This window comes from Apibacter raozihei (genome assembly GCF_004014855.1).
Classification (GTDB): domain Bacteria; phylum Bacteroidota; class Bacteroidia; order Flavobacteriales; family Weeksellaceae; genus Apibacter; species Apibacter raozihei.
Genome location: NZ_CP034930.1, coordinates 1698631 through 1717686, shown reverse-complemented (window position 1 = coordinate 1717686; position 19056 = coordinate 1698631). Strand labels below are relative to the sequence as shown.

Annotated in this window: 18 protein-coding genes; 14 read left to right on the top strand and 4 right to left on the bottom strand. The window is 33.5% G+C overall.

Features of this window, described 5'->3' with window-relative positions:
* Positions 1-23 precede the first annotated feature (23 nt).
* On the bottom strand, positions 24-689 hold the full coding sequence (locus EOV51_RS07690; protein ID WP_128151521.1) for an HAD family hydrolase: 666 nt from the start codon (positions 687-689) through the stop codon (positions 24-26).
* Positions 686-2968, bottom strand: a complete 2283-nt coding sequence (locus EOV51_RS07685) for a cation:proton antiporter domain-containing protein (RefSeq protein ID WP_128151519.1) — start codon at positions 2966-2968, stop codon at positions 686-688. The genes EOV51_RS07690 and EOV51_RS07685 overlap by 4 nt, the downstream gene beginning before the upstream one ends.
* A 171-nt stretch (positions 2969-3139) precedes the next feature.
* On the opposite strand from EOV51_RS07685, the gene EOV51_RS07680 reads away from it, so the two are divergent.
* The 10 genes from EOV51_RS07680 to EOV51_RS07635 all read left to right on the top strand — a co-directional run bounded on the left by EOV51_RS07680 (position 3140) and on the right by EOV51_RS07635 (position 13280).
* Positions 3140-4387, top strand: a complete 1248-nt coding sequence (locus EOV51_RS07680; protein WP_128151517.1) for a CinA family nicotinamide mononucleotide deamidase-related protein — start codon at positions 3140-3142, stop codon at positions 4385-4387.
* Between the two features lie 90 nt (positions 4388-4477).
* Positions 4478-5434: an aldo/keto reductase gene (locus EOV51_RS07675; RefSeq protein WP_128151515.1), complete on the top strand. Its 957-nt coding sequence runs from the start codon at positions 4478-4480 to the stop codon at positions 5432-5434.
* 178 nt (positions 5435-5612) lie between these two features.
* A complete protein-coding gene (locus EOV51_RS07670; protein WP_128151513.1) occupies positions 5613-6875 on the top strand; it encodes a cation:proton antiporter in 1263 nt (420 codons plus the stop codon).
* A gap of 478 nt (positions 6876-7353) precedes the next feature.
* Positions 7354-7605 carry a GlsB/YeaQ/YmgE family stress response membrane protein gene (locus EOV51_RS07665; RefSeq protein ID WP_128151511.1) on the top strand — a complete coding sequence of 84 codons (252 nt, stop codon included), beginning with the start codon at positions 7354-7356 and terminating at the stop codon, positions 7603-7605.
* Positions 7606-7648: 43 nt separating this feature from the next.
* Entirely contained in the window at positions 7649-7885 is a 237-nt protein-coding gene (locus tag EOV51_RS07660) for a YtxH domain-containing protein (RefSeq protein WP_128151509.1), read from the top strand.
* 131 nt (positions 7886-8016) lie between these two features.
* Positions 8017-9375 carry an MATE family efflux transporter gene (locus EOV51_RS07655; protein WP_128151507.1) on the top strand — a complete coding sequence of 453 codons (1359 nt, stop codon included), beginning with the start codon at positions 8017-8019 and terminating at the stop codon, positions 9373-9375.
* Positions 9372-9998 carry a cytidylate kinase-like family protein gene (locus tag EOV51_RS07650; RefSeq protein WP_228427597.1) on the top strand — a complete coding sequence of 209 codons (627 nt, stop codon included), beginning with the start codon at positions 9372-9374 and terminating at the stop codon, positions 9996-9998. Before EOV51_RS07655 ends, EOV51_RS07650 begins: the two co-directional genes overlap by 4 nt.
* 236 nt (positions 9999-10234) lie before the next feature.
* The gene (gene fabG, locus EOV51_RS07645; RefSeq protein WP_128151505.1) at positions 10235-10981 is read left to right on the top strand and encodes a 3-oxoacyl-[acyl-carrier-protein] reductase; all 747 of its coding nucleotides are present in this window, start codon (positions 10235-10237) and stop codon (positions 10979-10981) included.
* A gap of 70 nt (positions 10982-11051) precedes the next feature.
* Complete coding sequence (gene menD, locus EOV51_RS07640; protein ID WP_128151502.1) at positions 11052-12719, top strand: 2-succinyl-5-enolpyruvyl-6-hydroxy-3-cyclohexene-1-carboxylic-acid synthase; 1668 nt, start codon at positions 11052-11054, stop codon at positions 12717-12719.
* Between the two features lie 3 nt (positions 12720-12722).
* A complete protein-coding gene (locus tag EOV51_RS07635; protein WP_128151500.1) occupies positions 12723-13280 on the top strand; it encodes a hypothetical protein in 558 nt (185 codons plus the stop codon).
* Here the strand turns inward: EOV51_RS07635 and EOV51_RS07630 are convergent, their stop codons facing one another.
* Entirely contained in the window at positions 13281-14132 is an 852-nt protein-coding gene (locus tag EOV51_RS07630; RefSeq protein WP_128151499.1) for a hypothetical protein, read from the bottom strand.
* Positions 14133-14347: 215 nt separating this feature from the next.
* On the opposite strand from EOV51_RS07630, the gene EOV51_RS07625 reads away from it, so the two are divergent.
* From EOV51_RS07625 to dtd, 4 genes are all read left to right on the top strand, one after another.
* Complete coding sequence (locus EOV51_RS07625) at positions 14348-15127, top strand: exodeoxyribonuclease III (protein WP_128151497.1); 780 nt, start codon at positions 14348-14350, stop codon at positions 15125-15127.
* Between the two features lie 7 nt (positions 15128-15134).
* Positions 15135-16046 (top strand): OmpA family protein, encoded by a 912-nt coding sequence (locus EOV51_RS07620; protein ID WP_128151495.1) that lies wholly within the window; start codon positions 15135-15137, stop codon positions 16044-16046.
* An 11-nt stretch (positions 16047-16057) separates the two neighbouring features.
* Positions 16058-17137, top strand: a complete 1080-nt coding sequence (gene gcvT, locus EOV51_RS07615; protein ID WP_128151493.1) for a glycine cleavage system aminomethyltransferase GcvT — start codon at positions 16058-16060, stop codon at positions 17135-17137.
* A gap of 77 nt (positions 17138-17214) precedes the next feature.
* Positions 17215-17667, top strand: a complete 453-nt coding sequence (gene dtd / locus EOV51_RS07610) for a D-aminoacyl-tRNA deacylase (RefSeq protein ID WP_128151491.1) — start codon at positions 17215-17217, stop codon at positions 17665-17667.
* Between the two features lie 127 nt (positions 17668-17794).
* Here dtd and EOV51_RS07605 read toward each other — a convergent pair whose 3' ends face one another.
* Complete coding sequence (locus tag EOV51_RS07605; RefSeq protein WP_128151489.1) at positions 17795-19042, bottom strand: aminotransferase class I/II-fold pyridoxal phosphate-dependent enzyme; 1248 nt, start codon at positions 19040-19042, stop codon at positions 17795-17797.
* Positions 19043-19056 lie beyond the last annotated feature (14 nt).

Here is a 19056-nt window from a genome sequence, read left to right as displayed (position 1 = left end):
AATTTAATCAAAATTACAAAAGTTTATTTTCTTTCGACTAATTGTTTGATAACTTTCGGCGATAATTGAGAAAAGTCATTAATTATAGTATCTGCTAACGACAAATCCTGATTGGTGAATTCTCCAGCTTTATAACCAATACAAAAAATATTTGCGGCATGAGCCGCTTTTACACCATTAATTGAATCTTCAATAATAATACAATTTTCTTTAGGCTGCCCGGAAAGCTCTACAGCTTTTAAAAATATTGCCGGGTTAGGTTTTGATTGTGGAAAATCTTCCCCATTTACAATATGACTGAAATAAGGAAACAGATTAAATCTTTCGAAAATCATTGTTTGAGTAATCCGTGCAGAAGAGGTTGCTAAAATTAGCTGAAAACCCGATGTATGTAAACTTTCAATTAAATTTCTCACCCCTGGTAATAGATCTAATTCATTATTTTCTGAGAACAATGAGGTAAAAATCTCTCTTTTTCGGGAAGTAAGTTCCTGAGGGCTTTTTTGTAATGAATGATTTTCTTTTAATTTTTCATATACATTACGGGTTGATAATCCTCTGTATGTATCATATTCTGTTTTTGTCATTGGAATTCCTAATTCTTCAAAATGCTTAAAAAAAGCCATTTCATGAAGAGGCTCGGTATCAACTATAACACCATCCATGTCAAAAATAACTGTATTTATCATATACTTTTTGTTTCAAGACTTTCAATTAATTGAGTAATAGCTTTTTTATTTCCAACAATCCATACAACATCATCAGCCTGAAATGTGCTCATTGATGTAGGATTAACAATCTTGCTATCATCCCTTTCTATTCCTACTACTAAACCATTTGTTAAACTTCGTAAATACTTTACCGTTTTATCTTGAAGAAAAGATTCTTCCGACACTGTAAATTTGGTAAGAGTCACTTCTTCTTGTTTAAAGGAGTTATCTTGCACTGGTATGGTTTCTTGTAATATTTGTTGCTCAAAGTTCTTCAATTGTTCATCAGTACCAATAATACCCAATTTATCAAAAGGAAAAACCTTATCTTCTTCCTTAGGAATTGAAATCATTACATCTCCTCTCTTAATATAAGCCAGATTAATTCCATATTTTTCCCGCCATGCTAATTCTGATAATTTTAAACCTGCATAGGCAGCATTAGGCATTACTTCGAAATCAGTCAGGTGAGTATCCCATAGGGAGAATTCATTTCTTTGTATAATGCTTTTCTTTTGTTTTTTTTCCTGTTCTCTGATATCTCTTTCATTTAAATTAAACATAAATCTTTTTATGATAAGCGAATAAAAAAGATTAAACTTAGTGGATAACAAATATAAACCTATAATAACTGACAAAGTGACTATTATAGATGTTATTAATCCTGAAAAGAAAAAATTAAGGATAAAACCAACTAAAAGAACCACGACAACAAATCTAGACAACTCTAACACCAACAATGGTCCTCTGGCAAAACGATTTTCGGTCCATATTGAACTAAATATCTCATTTGCAGGCTTCTTAACTAAAATAGCCCAAAGAAAAGGTCCACTCACTACAATTGTTAAAATAAAAGAACCTATATCAATCAAATCAGAGTTCCATCCTCTACTTTGAGCAAAGGGCAATATAAAGTAAACTCTTAAGTAAACAATAAAGAACAAAATGCCTATACTTACAATTCCATTAGTAAGTATCAACGATAAATATGCTTTAGTTAAAGTTTTCCATTTGTTCTCTTTTTGAATATCCTGAGAACCTGTAGAATACCTATCTATTACTTTCAACATTTTCTGCGGCATAAATCTATCAATGAGCTGATAAAAATAATCAGAATATTTAATCATATAAGGGGTAGTGAACGTCGTGATAGCAGAAACACCTACAGCTATAGGAAACAGAAAATCCCCGGTAACTTTGAGACTCATACCCAAAGAAGCCACTATAAAAGCAAACTCACCAATCTGAGCCATACTCATTCCTACCTGAACAGATTGTTTTAATGGTTGTCCAGATAAAATAGCACCTAAAGAAGTAAATATCAGTTTACCGAAAATAGTCAATAGTGTTACAATAAATATTTCCCAACGATATTCATACATTGAAGCTGGCTCAATCATCATTCCGATAGATACAAAAAAGACAGCCCCAAACAAATCTTTAACTGGTTTGAGCGAGTGTTCGATTTTTTCAGCAGAAGTAGTTTCAGCCAGAATCGAACCCATAACAAAAGCACCTAATTCTGCAGAAAAACCAATTTCCGTAGCTAGAACTACCATCCCCAAGCAAAGTCCTATTGATAAAATCAAAAGTGTTTCTTCATCTAAAATCTTCTTTACTCTACGTAATAAAGTAGGTATTAAGAATATACCAAAAATAAACCACAATGCAAGAAAGAAAATAAGTTTTAAAAACTGCATCAACATTTCAATTCCATCAAACTGACGACTTACAGCCATAGTGGAAAGCAGTACCATTAAAAGAATGACTACAATATCTTCAACAATAAGAATTCCAAATACGACACGAGCATAATTTTTCCTTTTTACCCCCAATTCATCAAAAGCTCTGAGAATAATAGTGGTTGAAGAACTTGCTAATAATCCACCTAAAAAGATACTATTCATCATATCCCATCCCATCCATTGACCAACAAAATACCCTAATACCATTATGGCTACTATTTCCACAATTGCAGTAATGGATGCAGCTCCCCCTACATTAATCAATTTTTTAAAACTAAATTCCAAACCAAGGCTGAATAATAAAAATATAACTCCTATGTCTGCCCAAATCTTTACACTTTCTTTATCCGCTACATTAGGTACAAAGGAAAAATGTGGTCCGACAAGAAACCCAGCAATGATATAACCTAATACCAAAGGCTGTTTGATTCTTTTAAAAATTAGTGTGGTTATGGCTCCCGCTCCTAGAATAAGCGCTAAATCGATAATAAGTTTAGGTAAATGATGCTCCATTAAGTATCTTAAAATTCAGTTATTTATTTAATTTGATTCCGGCTTTCTATCTATATAAAAATCAATAGAATTAACAGTTCTTGCAAGATAACATTTTTAACTCACGATTCCAAATTATTGTAATTTACAATCATAATAATTATATAACTTTGAAGAATTAACATAATACAAATGAAAGCATATATTATAGCCATCGGAGATGAACTTTTATCCGGTCGCACGCTCGACACTAATTCTCAATTTTTAACGTACGAACTTGATCTAATAGGTATATCAGTACTTAAAATTAATATTATATCTGATAACAATGAAGTAATAACTGAAGAGTTAACTAAAGCTTTCGAAACTGATGCAGATTTCATTTTTACTACCGGAGGACTTGGACCTACCAAAGATGATAAAACAAAACAAGCCATTTCAGATTTTTTCAACGACACTTTAGTGATGCACCAGCCTTCTTTAGATTTCATAAAAGAAATTTATTGTCGCAACGGACGAATTATGAATGATTTAACAAAAAACCAAGCACTTGTACCTTCTCAGTCGCAAGTAATTGTAAACAGGTATGGTACAGCTCCCGTACTTTGGACAACAAAAAATAATAAAGTTTTAGTTAACTTACCCGGAGTTCCTTATGAAACTCGTGCCATGGTAAAAGAGTTTATTATTCCTAAAATAAAAAATGAATATAAACTGGACTATATACTTCATCGGGCTGTAAATGTGATCAATTTTCCTGAAAGTGAGCTTGCTATTACTTTATCAAAATGGGAAGACAACTTACCTGATTTAATGTCTCTTTCATACTTACCCGGAGAATCTCGGATAGAACTGCGTTTAACATCACAGGGAAAAAATCGAGAAATTATTGAGAAACAACTAACGAATGAAATAAACAAACTACCAGCTATTCTGGGAAATAAACTTTTACTTTCCCAAAAAGAAGACATTCAACAGGTAATTATCTCTTATCTGATTAAAAATAATCTAAACCTATCAGTATCTGAGAGTATAACAGGTGGTATGATATCTGAAACAATTACTTCAGTTCCCGGAAGTTCTAAGTATTTTAAAGGAGGAATCATCAGTTATCAGACAGAAACAAAGGAGAATTTATTAAATATACCTACAAAGATAATTGAACAACATACCGTTGTAAGTGAAGAAGTGGCTAAAGAAATGGCATTACAAACATCACAAATATTCAAAAGCGATGTAGCAATTTCTACTACTGGTGTTGCCGGACCTGATACGGACAAATACAACAACCCCATAGGCTTAGCCTATATTGGATTATATTTTCAGGGCGAAATTATGGTTAACCGATATTCATATCCGAACCTGACACGACACGAAATGATAAAAAGAATAACAGCAAAAGCTTTTGAAATGCTTTATTTTAAAATTATTGCTCAATAAAATATTCTAATAATTCTTTTTTAAAAACAAAACAATGGTACAATTTTGGAGCATGATTATAAAAAGGTTAAAATCAAATTTATTATACCTATGAATTTAAAAAAAAGAAAATTAGGAGGCTCTGATCTTGAAGTTTATCCGTTTGCATTTGGAGGAAATGTTTTTGGATGGACAGCTGACGAAAATACTTCATTCGAATTACTTGAACAGTATACAGAACTAGGTTTCAATTTTATTGATACGGCAGATGTATATTCAGCCTGGGCTCCAGGAAACAAAGGAGGGGAATCTGAAACCATTTTGGGAAAATGGATACATCAAAAAAAGAATAGAGATCAACTGATTATATCTACCAAAGTAGGAGCAGAAATTAATGCTACTCATAAAGGTTTAAAAAAAGAATATATTCTGGCTGAAGTGGAAGAATCTTTAAAAAGGCTTCAAACGGATTACATTGATCTTTATTTCACTCATTTTGACGATACCAGTGTTGAGATAGAAGAAGTACTAGAAACTTATCAAAAACTCATTGAACAGGGAAAAGTACGTTTTATTGGAACTTCCAATATGTCTCCGGAAAGGATTGAAGCATCTATGCAAATTAGCAAACAAAATAATTTACCTTCTTATACAGTGCTTCAACCTGAATTTAATTTATACGACAGAAAAAATTATGAAAAAAATTATGAACCTATAGTTGAGAAATATGGTTTAGGAGTTATGTCATATTTTTCTCTTGCCAGCGGTTTTTTAACCGGAAAGTACAAATCAGAGGCAGATGCTGAAAAAAGTAAAAGAGGCTCTGATTTTATAAAAAAATATATAAATGACAGAGGCTTAAAAATAGTTAAAGCTTTAGAAGAAGTTGCGGCAAAAAATACTGCTACCTCTGCACAGGTTGCTTTAGCCTGGCTTATACAGCATCCAACTATCACAGCTCCTATAGCAAGTGCTTCTCAATTAGGTCAATTAGATATATTAAAATCTGTTGAACTGAATCTCTCAACCGATGATTTGTCCTATTTAAATAAAGCAAGTGAGTATTAATATATATTTCCATCATAGCAGATAAGCATTTTTTTATAAATGCTTATCTTTTTTAGTAAAAAGTGTTCTTTATTTTAGATTAAACAGAAAAATTCGTTTATAAAGATGTTCTGGTATCAGAAAAAACATTTTATTTTACTATTTTTGCAAAAAACAACAAAAATCTCACCTAGATCATATGGAATTATATTATTCATTTTCAATCCTTATTGTTTTAGCATCAATCTTTTCTTATATCAATGTTCGGTTTTTAAAATTCCCTTCAACGATCGGTATCATGGTTATTGCACTAGTAATGTCTATAGTACTGGTTCTTTTAGGACATTTAACCTCTAAACCACTTAACGACTTTGCTTCATTAATTAAAGAATTTGATTTTACAGAAATACTTATGGGAGCCATGCTAAATTTTCTTTTATTTGCAGGGGCTATTCATATAAATATGGCCGATCTTAAAGAACAAAGGGTACCTGTAATGATATATGCTACCCTAGGTGTCATCATTTCAACCATTGTTGTCGGTTTCGGTCTTTACTACATCGTAAATTATTTATTACCTGTTATCAATATACATTTTGAAATTCCTTTAATTTATTGCTTATTATTCGGAGCTTTAATATCTCCTACTGATCCTATTGCTGTTCTAAGTATTTTAAAACAGGCCAATACACCTAAAACACTGGAAACTAAAATTGCTGGAGAATCTCTTCTTAATGATGGTGTTGCAGTAGTATTATTCACTATATTAGCTCGATTGGCCGAAAATCCTGTTGTAGTTGCAACTGGACACATGGATCTTTCTTTCTCGCATATTTTCGAATTATTTATGAGGGAAGCTATTGGTGGATTTGTATTAGGAATTGCTCTGGGCTTTATAGCTGCTTATGCTATAAAAACTGCGCATGATTATAAAGTTTCTGTATTAATTACACTAGCTGTTGTTATGGGCGGCTACCTGGTTGCTCAGTCATTGCATACCTCCGCTCCTTTAGCCATGGTTGCTGCAGGTCTTATTATAGGTGAGTCTAAAAGAAAATTAGGTTCAACCAAAAAAAGCAATGTGGGTACCTTCTGGGAATTGTTGGATGAAATTATGAATGCTGTTTTATTCCTGTTTATGGGATTTGAAATTTTATTAATTGAAGATTTAAAAAATTACTGGGTATTAGGTATCATATGTATTTTAGTGGTCTTGATAGCTCGTTATGTTTCTATTAAAATTCCAACTATAATTATTCCTTTTAAAGAAAAATTTACCAAAGGCACAATAGCTATGTTGGTATGGGGAGGCCTTAGAGGAGGTGTTTCCATTGCATTAGCTCTTTCTGTTCCCGATAGTGATTATAAAGAAATTATTATTGCTGCTACCTATGTTGTGGTTGTGTTCTCAATTCTGGTACAAGGAATGACTGTGGGCAAACTGGCTAAAAAAATTAGTTAAACGAGCATTTGTTGTTTTAAATAATATTCAAAACTTATACTAGATAAATAATATTAAGTATAGCAACTTTTGTATATCATTATTGAGCATTAATGGTCCCCCTCTTACAACCTAAATTTTCTGTTGAAATATAATTGCCAAATAGTATATTTTTTTTATAATGATACATCAAAAACTATAAGCTAATCGTATAAATAGTACATAAAAAAAACTAATCTCAATATAGTATTTTTAATCATTTTATTATTTCTTGTTTTTGAGAAATTAAGTGTAAAAATAATTTTATAAACCATCTTCAGTTGCAGGATCAAAAAAATTAATGATACATAAGGTTTATTAACATTGAAAACTTTGGGTTGATATTTATCTCGCACTCATCAGTTTTATCTTATTTTTAAGTCATGGCATATTTATTGCAATAATTAAAGATAGGTAAAAGCATTTTACTATAATTAATTATTAAAAAACTTAAAAATTTATGGAAGGACTTGGATTTATATGGTCTGTAATTATTGGAGTTATAGCCGGGGCTTTAGCCGGCTGGATCATGAAAGGACGCGGCTTTGGATTCTTAGTAAACTTACTGGTAGGTTTAGTTGGTAGTATGCTGGGAGGATGGATATACAGTTTATTAGGAATACAATCTGATGGAAAATTCGGCATTTTAGTAATGTCTGTTTTAGGAGCTGTAGTTCTTTTATGGATAGTATCTATGCTAAGGCGTAAATAATTGTAATAAAATCAAAGTATACTAAATTTAAAAATAAAAAGTTATGAAAAAATTAATCTTAGGTGCCGCATTAGGAGTTGGAATAGGTTATTTAATAAGAAAAGTTCAGGAAGAAGGATGTTGGGATGATTTGAACAATGATTTTGACAAATATGCTTCAAAAGCGAAAAAAAACTTCAAAAATATTCTTGATTCCGGAAAAAATGAAGCTGATTATGTCAAAGATAGAGTTTCCGATACAGCAGATGAAATTAACCAGCGTTTAAAAGACAGATCATAATAGATAAGTTTAGAATTTATCATTTTAGATATTAATATTTACAGCTATTTAGAAAATAAATAGCTGTTTTTTTTATTTATTTAAAAGAGTATACTGATTTTATTAACTTTGTTTAAAGAAATACCCGGACAATGGATAGTAATTCTAAGGGAACACCCCTCGAACTTGGTACAGAAGATATAGGTAAACTTCTTAAAAAATATGCAATTCCGGCAATTATTGCCATGATAGCCTCTTCTTTATACAATATTACTGATAGCATATTTATTGGTCATGGAGTGGGTGCACTTGCTATATCCGGACTTGCAATTACTTTTCCTTTAATGAATCTTGCAGCAGCATTCGGTTCACTTGTGGGCGTAGGAGCTTCAACGCTTTTATCCGTCAGATTGGGACAAAAGGATTATACAACTGCAAATACCATTCTGGGTAACGTATTTATTATGAATTTGATTATTGGGATTTCATTTTCCTTATTAACACTCCCTTTTCTGGATTCAATACTCTTTTTTTTCGGAGCCAGTGATAAAACACTTCCTTATGCACACGATTTCATGGTAATCATTTTAATGGGAAATGTTATAACACACATGTATTTAGGACTTAACTCCATGCTTCGTTCATCGGGAAAACCTAAGCATTCCATGTATGCTACCATATTTACAGTTCTAATTAACCTTGTACTTAACCCGCTTTTTATATTTGGCTTCCAATGGGGTATCCGTGGAAGTGCTATTGCGACTATCACATCACAAATAATAGTATTAATCTGGCAAATTTATTTATTTAGTGATAAAAGCAATTTTATACATCTGCAGAAAGGAATTTTTAAATTAAAATCGAGAATCGTTAAAGATTCATTAGCAATCGGAATGTCTCCGTTTTTGATGAATGCAGCCTCCTGTATTATTGTAATAATTATTAATCAGGGTCTTTTAAAATATGGCGGTGACTTAGCTGTAGGTGCTTATGGGATAGTTAATCGAATAGCCTTTTTATTTGTAATGGTAGTTTTGGGACTAAATCAGGGAATGCAGCCTATTGCGGGTTATAATTATGGTGCTCGATCCTATTCAAGAGTTACTGCAGTACTCAAAAAAACCATTCTTTGGGCAACGCTTATTATGACTCTGGGATTCATTTTTGTACAGTTGGCTCCACACTGGGTAGCTTCAATATTTACGACAGATCAGGAACTTATAGATATTGCGTCCGTAGGATTGCGTATTGTTTTTCTTTGTTATCCTTTGGTAGGATTCCAGGTTGTAGTATCTACTTTTTTCCAAAGTATTGGGATGGCTAACAAAGCCATTTTCTTATCTTTAACCCGACAAGTCATATTTTTAATCCCTTGCCTGTTAATACTTCCCCGTTTTATGGGAATATCCGGAATATGGTACAGTTTACCTATTGCCGATTTTGTTGCAACCCTGATGGCTGCTGTATTACTTTATTTACAATTTAAACAATTCAAAAAACTCCCCTCATGAAAACAGATAACATGAACGAAAAATATATTATAACCATTGGTCGTCAGTTAGGAAGCGGAGGACGAGAAATAGGAAAAAAAATTGCCGAAGAATTAAGCATATCCTATTATGATAAAGAGCTTATATATCTTGCTTCCAAAGAAAGCGGGTTAAGCAGAGAATTTTTTGAAAAAGCTGATGAAAAAGCAAGTTTAAGCTTTTTTGATAACTTTTTCAACTTACAATACTCAAAAAATTATCTATGCGGCGAAACATTGTTTGAAATACAAAGTGATATTATTAAACGCTTATCTGAAAAAAGATCTTGTGTTTTCGTCGGGCGTTGTTCAGACTATATATTAAGAGAAAATAAACAACGAATTGATATTTTTATCACAGCGGATAAAGAAGATCGAATAAAAAGAACTGCTTTAAGGAAAAATATTGACGAAAAAGAAGCAGAACTTTTAAACAACAAGGTGGATAAAAAAAGAAAAGAATTTTATAATTTTTACAGTAATCGTGGCTGGGGAAGAGCCGGTTCTTATCATCTCTGTATCAATTCTTCAGTATTGGGAATAAATGACACTGCTCAATTTATTTCAGAATTTATACGTAGAAAACTACATAACAATCAAATATAAGAATCTCTGTTACACTTCTCCGTTTTAAAAATTTAAAACTCAACTTTTGACACAAAAAAATTAACTTAATAAAATTTAAGTATATTAATATTTTAATTATAAAAAAAATATTAAAAAGTATTTCAAATTAATACATTACAACTAATTTAGCTAATAAATAAAGCTTAAAATTGAATAATCCTTGTGTCCGTTTTTTACAAAAACTGTATATTTGACACGAAATAAATATTAGTAACATGAAATTACTTGAAGGAAAAACAGCGATTATAACAGGCGCTACCCGAGGTATAGGTAAAGGTATTGCACAAATATTTGCTCAACAAGGGGCCAATATAGCTTTTACATATGCATCATCAGCCTCTAAAGCAGAGGAACTGGAAAAAGAGCTTTCTTCACTGGTAAAAATTAAAGGATATCAATCCGATGCATCTGATTATGATGCAGCACAAAATTTGGTAGAGCAGGTTTTGACTGACTTTGGAACTTTAGATATTGTTGTAAATAATGCCGGAATAACTAAAGATAATCTTATACTTCGAATGACAAAAGAAGACTGGGAAGAAGTTATTCGGGTAAATCTTAATTCTGTATTTAACCTGACTAAGGCTGCAACTAAACCCATGATGAAACAAAAATCAGGTTCAATCATTAATATGAGTTCAGTAGTAGGTGTTAAAGGGAATGCAGGCCAGTCCAACTATGCAGCAAGTAAAGCAGGAATTATTGGTTTCTCAAAATCTATTGCTTTAGAATTAGGTTCCAGAAATATACGTTGCAATGTGGTTGCTCCCGGATTTATTGAAACAGAAATGACAGAGGTGCTTGATGAAAAGACAGTTCAGGAATGGAGAAATAACATTCCCCTTAAAAGAGGAGGTACGCCCGAAGACATTGCCAATGCTTGTCTTTATCTAGCCAGTGATTTATCCGGATATGTTACCGGACACGTTCTCAATGTCAATGGAGGAATGCTTACCTATTAAAAAATTACCTAACAAAATATAAAATACAAAGAGATTAACAAACAGTTTAATCTCTTTCTTATTTGAAAGCATGTATAGCAAAAAATTAGCCGTTCAGATTTTAGGAGAAATGCTTTATCGATATGGAATTACTGATATGGTAATTTCTCCGGGTTCACGAAATGCACCTTTAACCATTCATTTTTCGCAGCATTCCGAATATAAATGCTACAGTATAACAGATGAGCGTTCGGCGGCTTTTTTTGCTTTGGGTATGGCCCAGTCGAAAAGAAAACCTGTGGCTATTTGCTGTACCAGCGGCACAGCCTCTGCCAATTATTATCCGGCTATTATCGAAGCATTTTATCAAAATGTACCTTTGTTGGTTATTACTGCAGACAGACCCGAAAATTTTGTGGATATTTTTGACGGACAGACCATACGACAAAAAGATATTTATAAAAATCATATTTATGGTTCTTTTCAAATTTCTGAATCCGAAGAAGATCAGGATGTAACTGACAATTTCTTAACTATAAAAAAAGCGGTTCAGACAGCTATTTTACAATCAGGACCAGTCCATATCAATTTTCCATTCTCAGAACCTTTATACGAACAGACCGATAGTTTAGGTATCACCATTGAACAGTTGGCGCAGCCTGAAAAAAAATTTAATTCAGAAACCTGGCAGCCCCTTTTGTCCCAATGGAATCAATACGATAAAAAAATGGTATTGGTTGGTATGCAGCCACCGGATCCTTACTTCAGTAAACTTTTGGAAGAACTTGCAAAGCGCCAGGATACGATTATACTCACGGAAATAACTTCTAATCTGAATTCTCCGGAATTTTACCCTAATATAGACAGATACGTTTTCCCCTTTGGAGAAGAAAAAATGGATGAGTATAAACCCGATTTACTTCTCACCATAGGACAAAATGTTGTTTCTAAAAAAATAAAAGTTTTCTTACGAAATTCCAAGCTTAAAGCACACTGGCATCTGGATTCTTTCTGGCATCCGGACACCTACTTTTCTTTAACAGAAAAAATTGAAGATCAGCCCATTTCCTTTTTAACGGAACTTATCCAAGTTCCGCAAAAGACTTCCGATTATTCCAGCAAATGGAAAGAGATAAAAAGAATAAAAGAAAGAAAACACCAACGGTTTATAGAAAATCTTACTTATTCAGATTTACAGGCTGTACACACGATTAATAAATATTTGCCCGATTACTATAATCTACAGGTGTCTAACAGCTCAATGATTCGTTATACACAACTATTTAATTTTAATAAACAAAATAAAATTTTTTGTAACCGGGGAGCCAGCGGTATTGATGGTTCCACTTCTACTGCTGTAGGCTTTGCTGTTGCTGATAGTAATCCTACCGTACTGATTACCGGAGATGTTGGTTTCTTTTACGATTCTAATGCTTTATGGAACAAATATTTACCTTCAGACTTCAGGATCATTCTTTTAAATAACGGAGGAGGTGATATATTTAAAATAATTCCGGGACCGGATTCTACGGATGCTTTAGATGAATATTTTGTTACCCGACACCATCGTAAGGCTAAACTTCTGGCCGAAGAATATCAACTGGAATACAAAGAAGTTAGCAGCTCAGATGAACTTAGCAGCTACCTTGCTACCTTTTTTGAAAAATCCTCAAGTCCGAAATTACTTGAAATAAATACCAAACACTGTGATAATTCTACCCTATTAAGAAATTACTTTAACTTTTTAAACCCCTCATAAGCTATGAAAATAAACCTGTTTACTCCAATGTTGGAAGAACAAAATAAAATAGAGGAAGCATTTCGAGAATTCCCTACATTGTTTCATACTTATCATTGTACGAAAACCGGTATTGGAAGAGAAAAAATAGCAAAAGCGATGATGAGCAAACCGGATTCTGACCTGGACATACTCGTAGGTTTTACCGCTGTAACAGGAAATGAAAATACCATGCCCGAAGAACTAAAAAAGGGAATGCCGGTTGAAGTTACCGCTTCTTCTTTATATGGTTTTCAGGGAGAACTTTTTGAAAACGGTAAACTGAGGCTTACCACCTCAAAAACCCATCTACCCTGCCTTTCTTCTCTTACTTCCGACAGGTTTATAACAACTACGGATATTCCGGTAGGAACATTAATTAACATGGAAGATTATACTTTTATGTACCTGAAAAGACCTCAGGATTTTATTATACGGGTTATTTCAGATTTTTTACCTCATGAATCGCCTATTGATTTTTTTGAATTAATAAAGGATATCTCCTTTACGCCTATCATTCAACTACTGGAAGAACTGCGATAATCAGACTGTTTTATGGGTATTTTTTTTATATATTTTATAATGAAGATTTAAAAAATTTATGCCAAAAAATTTAAAATTATGATCCGTGCGGAGAATATCTTCTTCATCAACATAGACTCTAATCCATTCATGGAGGGCTTTAACAAACTTAGCCCAATGATTACCTTTATTATCAGTAACGTAGAAATAAAAACCGTTTTCTCCAAATTTTTTACCATCACTACTTAAAAGTAGTGAACCGTCTTCAAGAATTTTCTTCGTCATAATAACCGAAGCATTTCCATTAGGTAACGGAAAAACAACCTTAAGCAAATTTCTTTGAAAGTGAGGCATCCATGTGGTCGTATAAATACCCGAATATATAACATCTCCCGTACTTTTTATTTTTCTATACCAAATAGTCCAAACAGTATGTTCGCCTTTTTTAAGTTTTATAATTTTACTTTTCAAACCTTTAGACATTACTAAAGAACTTACAGGAATATTAAGCTGTTGTAACCTTTTACTGAATATAACGGTTAACAAATATCCCAACGGCTTGAAAACACCTTTCCATTCACTCCAGACTTCAAAATCATACTCTGATGTATTTTCATAGAATTTCTTTACCTTCAGATTTAATTTTTTCTTTTCATCTAAAGATAAATCAAAACGATCCCAATCATCAAGCAATCCTGAATTCTTTTCATTAACTATAACTTTAAGTTGATCCTGTTCTGCCATTCTTTTCAAATACTGATCACTAATAACATTCTCCTCTCCCAAAGGTCCTATTATCCAACTGTGTTTATCCGGATCTATTTTTTTACCTGTGCATCTTACCCATAATTGAGTTAATTTATCCTGTAACATTTATTTTAAGTTTTAACTATTATTTGCAATAGTATTAAAAATTTTTTACCCAAAAACGGATATAATTTTAAGTTCCAGCAAATTCTTTAATTTTCATGGAGCGTTATTTGTGTTATGCATTGATAATTAAAAAATTAGTTTTTATACCTACAAAAACTATTTATTATTCATATCACTTTATCTGATACAAGAATAAAAAAAACTATTTTTGCTATATGAAATTATTGAGTTATAATGTAAACGGCTTGCGTGCAGCCATAAATAAAGATTTTTTAGGATGGCTGAAATCTGCTAATCCAGATATTCTTTGCCTGCAGGAAGTAAAAGCAACCCCGGAACAGTTTGACACTACAGTTTTTAAAGATTTAGGATATTATAGCTATTGGTTTCCTGCCGAAAAAAAAGGATACAGCGGGGTTGCTATTTTATCTAAAGAAAAACCCCTGTCAGTAAAATATGGATGTGACCAGCAGGAATTTGATTCCGAAGGCAGAGTTATTCAAGCTAATTTTAAAGAATTTTCCGTACTTAGCGTTTACGTTCCCTCGGCCACCAACATGGGGCGCTTAGGATTTAAAATGGACTTTTGTGAGTATTTTCTTACGTATATACAAAAAGTTGAAAAAGAATTTTCTAATCTCATTATAAATGGTGATTTTAATATCTGTCATTACGCTATTGATATAAATGATCCGGTACGTAATGCTAAAGTATCCGGATTTCTACCTGAGGAACGCGAATGGCTCGACCGTTTTTTCAGTACATGTAAACTTACCGATTGCTTACGGTTTTTTAATCAGGAACCCTTCCAGTATTCCTGGTGGACCTACCGGGTTAAAACAGCCAGACAAAATAACAAAGGCTGGAGAATAGATTATAATCTGGTTACCGAGCCATTAAAATCATCCTTAAAACGAGCTTACATACTTACCCAGGCCGTACATTCGGATCATGCTCCGGTCGGGATTGACTTTGATTTACAAAAAATAGACTAATACATATATGAAAAGAACAGGAATACTACTTACCTTAGCTCTTATATCCGCCTCTTGCGTACCTCAATCCAAATATAAAGAACTGGAACAAAAATATTATGCCGCCCTACAGGGCGAAACAAAAAACCAGCTTACGATTGAGGAAAAAGAAATTGCATTAAAAAACCTGGGAGATCAATTTAAATCTCTTCAGGAACAGCAAAATGCGTTGACTCGCAAAAAGGCGGAGCTGGATGCAGAATATAATCAGCTTCAAGGAGAATATGACTCGAAAATCAAAGATCTGGAAAACCTAAAATTAAAAAATGAGAAGCTCTCCCAGGAAGCTTTACAAGAGAGAAAAAAAATACAAGGAGAACTGGAACAAACCCAGGGGCAGCTTCAGGAAAAAATACGAAGGATCAATGAACTCGAAGGCTTAATCTCTCAACAAAAAGAAGGAGTATCTACTTTAAAAAACAAACTCCAGAATGCATTAAAAAGATACGAAGGAAAAGGAATAACCGTGGAAGAAAAAGAAGGTTATATTTATGTTTCTATGGATAATAAACTTTTATTTCCTTCCGCCAGCTGGAACGTTGAATCTGAAGGTGTACGTGCTTTACAGGAAATATCCTCCGTACTTTCCTCAGATCCGGATTTGAATATTATTATTCAGGGGCATACGGATTCAGATCGCTATGCCGGTAATGGAAATATAAAAGATAACTGGGATCTTTCCGTTATGAGGGCTACTTCTATAACTAAAATACTACAGTCCGAAGGGGTTCCTCCCACCCAAATGACCGCCTCAGGAAGAGGTGAATATCTTCCTATTGCAGACAATTCAACCTCTACAGGTAAAGCCATGAACCGAAGAGTGGATATTATTATTGCCCCGAACCTGAGAGAAATTACCCAATTATTGAACGAACTATAAACCCACCTATAATGAAAAAAACCGTATTAAACCAAAACCATGTTAATTTAGGCGCAAAAATGGTTGATTTTGCCGGATTTGAAATGCCGGTTCAGTACTCGGGAATTACTCTTGAGCATTTTGCTGTCCGGGAGAAAGCAGGACTATTTGATGTATCTCACATGGGAGAATTCTCTATCAAAGGAGAAAATGCTTTACCCTTGTTGCAAAAAATCACGTCCAATGATGTTTCACAGCTTATTGACGGTGGTATTCAATATTCAACACTTTTAAATGAAAATGGAGGAGTGGTTGATGATCTTCTTGTCTATAAAATAAAAGATCATGACTATTTTTTAGTGGTGAATGCCTCTAATATTGAGAAAGACTGGAATTGGATTTCACAAAATAATACAGATGGGGCCGTAATGCAGAATCTAAGCGATGATATAAGCTTATTGGCTTTACAAGGTCCTAAAGCTCAGCAAATTTTACAGAAACTAACCCGTGTACGCCTGGCAGATATCAGCTATTATCATTTTACCCGCGGAACGGTGGCCGGCATTGATGAGGTATGCATATCCAATACCGGATATACCGGAGCCGGAGGATTTGAGCTTTATGTTCCCAATTCCCAAGCGGTACACTTATGGGAAAAACTTTTGGAAGCTGGTAAAGATGAAGGTTTAATTCCTTGTGGACTGGCCTCCCGTGACACTCTCAGACTTGAAAAAGGATTTTGCCTATACGGCAATGAACTTTCCGATGACACCACCCCGATTGAAGCAGGCCTGGGATGGATTACCAAAACCGGAAAAGGAGATTTTTTAGGAAAAGAAAAAATTCTTAATCAGAAGAATAACGGAGTTTCCAGAAAGCTAGTTGGTTTTGAGTTGTTGGATCGAGGTATTCCCAGACATGGGTATCAGGTATTTAACAGTGAAGGTTCTTGTATAGGCGAGGTTACTTCCGGAACGATGTCACCTATAAAAAAATCCGGTATCGGTATTGCGTACGTAAAACCGGAATATGCCCGTGCAGGTTCGGAAATTTTTATTGGAATCAGAGATAAAAAATTAAAAGCACAAACGGTTAAAATGCCTTTTGTTTAATTTTAAAATACATATGTTTTCTCCGGAACACGAATACATTCTATTATTTTCTGTTTTCCGGAGAAGATTTTCAAACTATGAGAGTTATAATACAACGCGTAAGCGAAGCATCAGTAAAAGTTGATAATGAAATAAAAGGCTGTATCGAGCAAGGTTTACTAATCCTGTTAGGCATTGAAGATTCTGATACGCAGGAAGATATAATCTGGTTGACGCAGAAAATCAGTAATCTGAGAATTTTTAATGATGAGTATGGAGTTATGAATCTGTCTGTTCAGGACGTAAAGGGACAACTCTTGCTTATCAGTCAATTCACCCTGTTTGCTTCCACTAAAAAAGGCAACCGTCCCAGTTACATACGTGCTTCAGGTCCTGATTTTGCTAATTCTATGTATGAACAATTTAAAGCAAAATTAGAAGAAATCCTAAACCAGTCCGTAGAATGTGGCGTTTTTGGAGCAGATATGAAAGTACATTTACTAAATGACGGTCCGGTGACCCTTTTCATAGATTCACATCAACGGGAATAAGTTTTCGTTAATTTTTATTCAGTGCTCTTATTAAATAGGGTAACTGTCTGATTTTAATTCTCTAAAATGTATAAAGAAAAAGCTCCTGATATTCAGGAGCTTTTTCTTTATATATATTTTTCTATAATTAATCTATCTGTATATGTTCAGATAGTTTTTTATATGTTCCGTCAACTAATTTATCTCTAACCGCTTCAAAAGCAGCTAAAGTTTCGTCAATATCCTGATCTGAATGAGAAGCTGTAGGAATTAAACGTAATAAAATCATTCCTTTAGGAATTACAGGGTATACTACTACACTGGTAAAAATCCCATAAAATTCTCGTAAATCTTTAATAAGGAAGGTGGCCTCCATAGGATCTCCCTGTAAATATACCGGAGTTACACAAGTATTCGTATTTCCTATATTGAATCCTCTTTCTTTTAATCCGGATTGCAGTTTATTTACATTGTGCCATAGTTTTGCTTTAAGCTCTGGTTTATTTTTTAATAATTCCAGTCTTTTTAAAGCTCCTAGTACCATAGGCATAGGTAATGATTTAGCAAAAATTTGTGAACGAAGGTTATATTTAAGATATTTAATGATTTCTTTATCACCTGCTACAAAAGCTCCGATTCCGGCCATAGACTTCGCAAAGGTAGAAAAGTATATATCAATACCGTCCTGACAACCTTGCTCTTCTCCTGCACCGGCACCTGTTTTACCTAAGGTTCCGAATCCATGAGCATCATCAACTAATAAACGGAAATTATATTTCTTTTTAAGTTCAATGATTTCTTTTAATTTCCCTTGTTCTCCACGCATACCAAAGACTCCTTCGGTAATAACCAAAACACCTCCTCCACTTTCGGAAGCATTTTTTTCTGCTCTTTGAAGGTTTTTTTCAAGGCTTGCAATATCGTTATGCTGATAGGTAAATCTTTTACCGAAATGAAGACGTACTCCGTCTACTATACAGGCATGGCTATCAACATCATACACAATCACATCATTTTTAGAAACCATGGTATCAATAATGGAAAGCATTCCCTGATATCCGAAATTCAACAAATAAGCGGCTTCTTTATTAACAAACTCAGCTAATTGTCTTTCTAGTTCGGCATGCTGAGGAGTTTGTCCCGACATAGCCCGTGCTCCCATAGGATAAGCCATACCGTAATCTTTAGCTCCTTCGGCATCTGTTTTTCTAACTTCAGGATGGTTAGCCAATCCTAGATAGTCATTGATGCTCCAAACGATCATTTCTTTCCCTTTGAATTTCATTCTCGGGCTAATTTCGCCTTCTAAAACTGGGAAAATATATTCTCCTTCCGCATATTCCGCATATTTTTCCAGCGGTCCCGGATGGTTTTTTATTCTATCAAAAATATCCATTGATTAAAATGTAT

What these genes read in the sequence shown, in the direction of transcription:
- EOV51_RS07680 (WP_128151517.1), top strand. Translation starts at nt 3,140, where the DNA reads ATGAAAGCATATATTATAGCCATCGGAGATGAACTTTTATCCGGTCGC.
- menD (WP_128151502.1), top strand. Translation starts at nt 11,052, where the DNA reads ATGTATAGCAAAAAATTAGCCGTTCAGATTTTAGGAGAAATGCTTTAT.
- EOV51_RS07620 (WP_128151495.1), top strand. Translation starts at nt 15,135, where the DNA reads ATGAAAAGAACAGGAATACTACTTACCTTAGCTCTTATATCCGCCTCT.
- EOV51_RS07675 (WP_128151515.1), top strand. Translation starts at nt 4,478, where the DNA reads ATGAATTTAAAAAAAAGAAAATTAGGAGGCTCTGATCTTGAAGTTTAT.
- EOV51_RS07685 (WP_128151519.1), bottom strand. Translation starts at nt 2,968, where the DNA reads ATGGAGCATCATTTACCTAAACTTATTATCGATTTAGCGCTTATTCTA.
- EOV51_RS07650 (WP_228427597.1), top strand. Translation starts at nt 9,372, where the DNA reads ATGAAAACAGATAACATGAACGAAAAATATATTATAACCATTGGTCGT.
- EOV51_RS07690 (WP_128151521.1), bottom strand. Translation starts at nt 689, where the DNA reads ATGATAAATACAGTTATTTTTGACATGGATGGTGTTATAGTTGATACC.
- dtd (WP_128151491.1), top strand. Translation starts at nt 17,215, where the DNA reads ATGAGAGTTATAATACAACGCGTAAGCGAAGCATCAGTAAAAGTTGAT.
- EOV51_RS07630 (WP_128151499.1), bottom strand. Translation starts at nt 14,132, where the DNA reads ATGTTACAGGATAAATTAACTCAATTATGGGTAAGATGCACAGGTAAA.
- EOV51_RS07665 (WP_128151511.1), top strand. Translation starts at nt 7,354, where the DNA reads ATGGAAGGACTTGGATTTATATGGTCTGTAATTATTGGAGTTATAGCC.
- EOV51_RS07635 (WP_128151500.1), top strand. Translation starts at nt 12,723, where the DNA reads ATGAAAATAAACCTGTTTACTCCAATGTTGGAAGAACAAAATAAAATA.
- EOV51_RS07660 (WP_128151509.1), top strand. Translation starts at nt 7,649, where the DNA reads ATGAAAAAATTAATCTTAGGTGCCGCATTAGGAGTTGGAATAGGTTAT.
- gcvT (WP_128151493.1), top strand. Translation starts at nt 16,058, where the DNA reads ATGAAAAAAACCGTATTAAACCAAAACCATGTTAATTTAGGCGCAAAA.
- EOV51_RS07670 (WP_128151513.1), top strand. Translation starts at nt 5,613, where the DNA reads ATGGAATTATATTATTCATTTTCAATCCTTATTGTTTTAGCATCAATC.
- EOV51_RS07655 (WP_128151507.1), top strand. Translation starts at nt 8,017, where the DNA reads ATGGATAGTAATTCTAAGGGAACACCCCTCGAACTTGGTACAGAAGAT.
- EOV51_RS07625 (WP_128151497.1), top strand. Translation starts at nt 14,348, where the DNA reads ATGAAATTATTGAGTTATAATGTAAACGGCTTGCGTGCAGCCATAAAT.
- EOV51_RS07605 (WP_128151489.1), bottom strand. Translation starts at nt 19,042, where the DNA reads ATGGATATTTTTGATAGAATAAAAAACCATCCGGGACCGCTGGAAAAA.
- fabG (WP_128151505.1), top strand. Translation starts at nt 10,235, where the DNA reads ATGAAATTACTTGAAGGAAAAACAGCGATTATAACAGGCGCTACCCGA.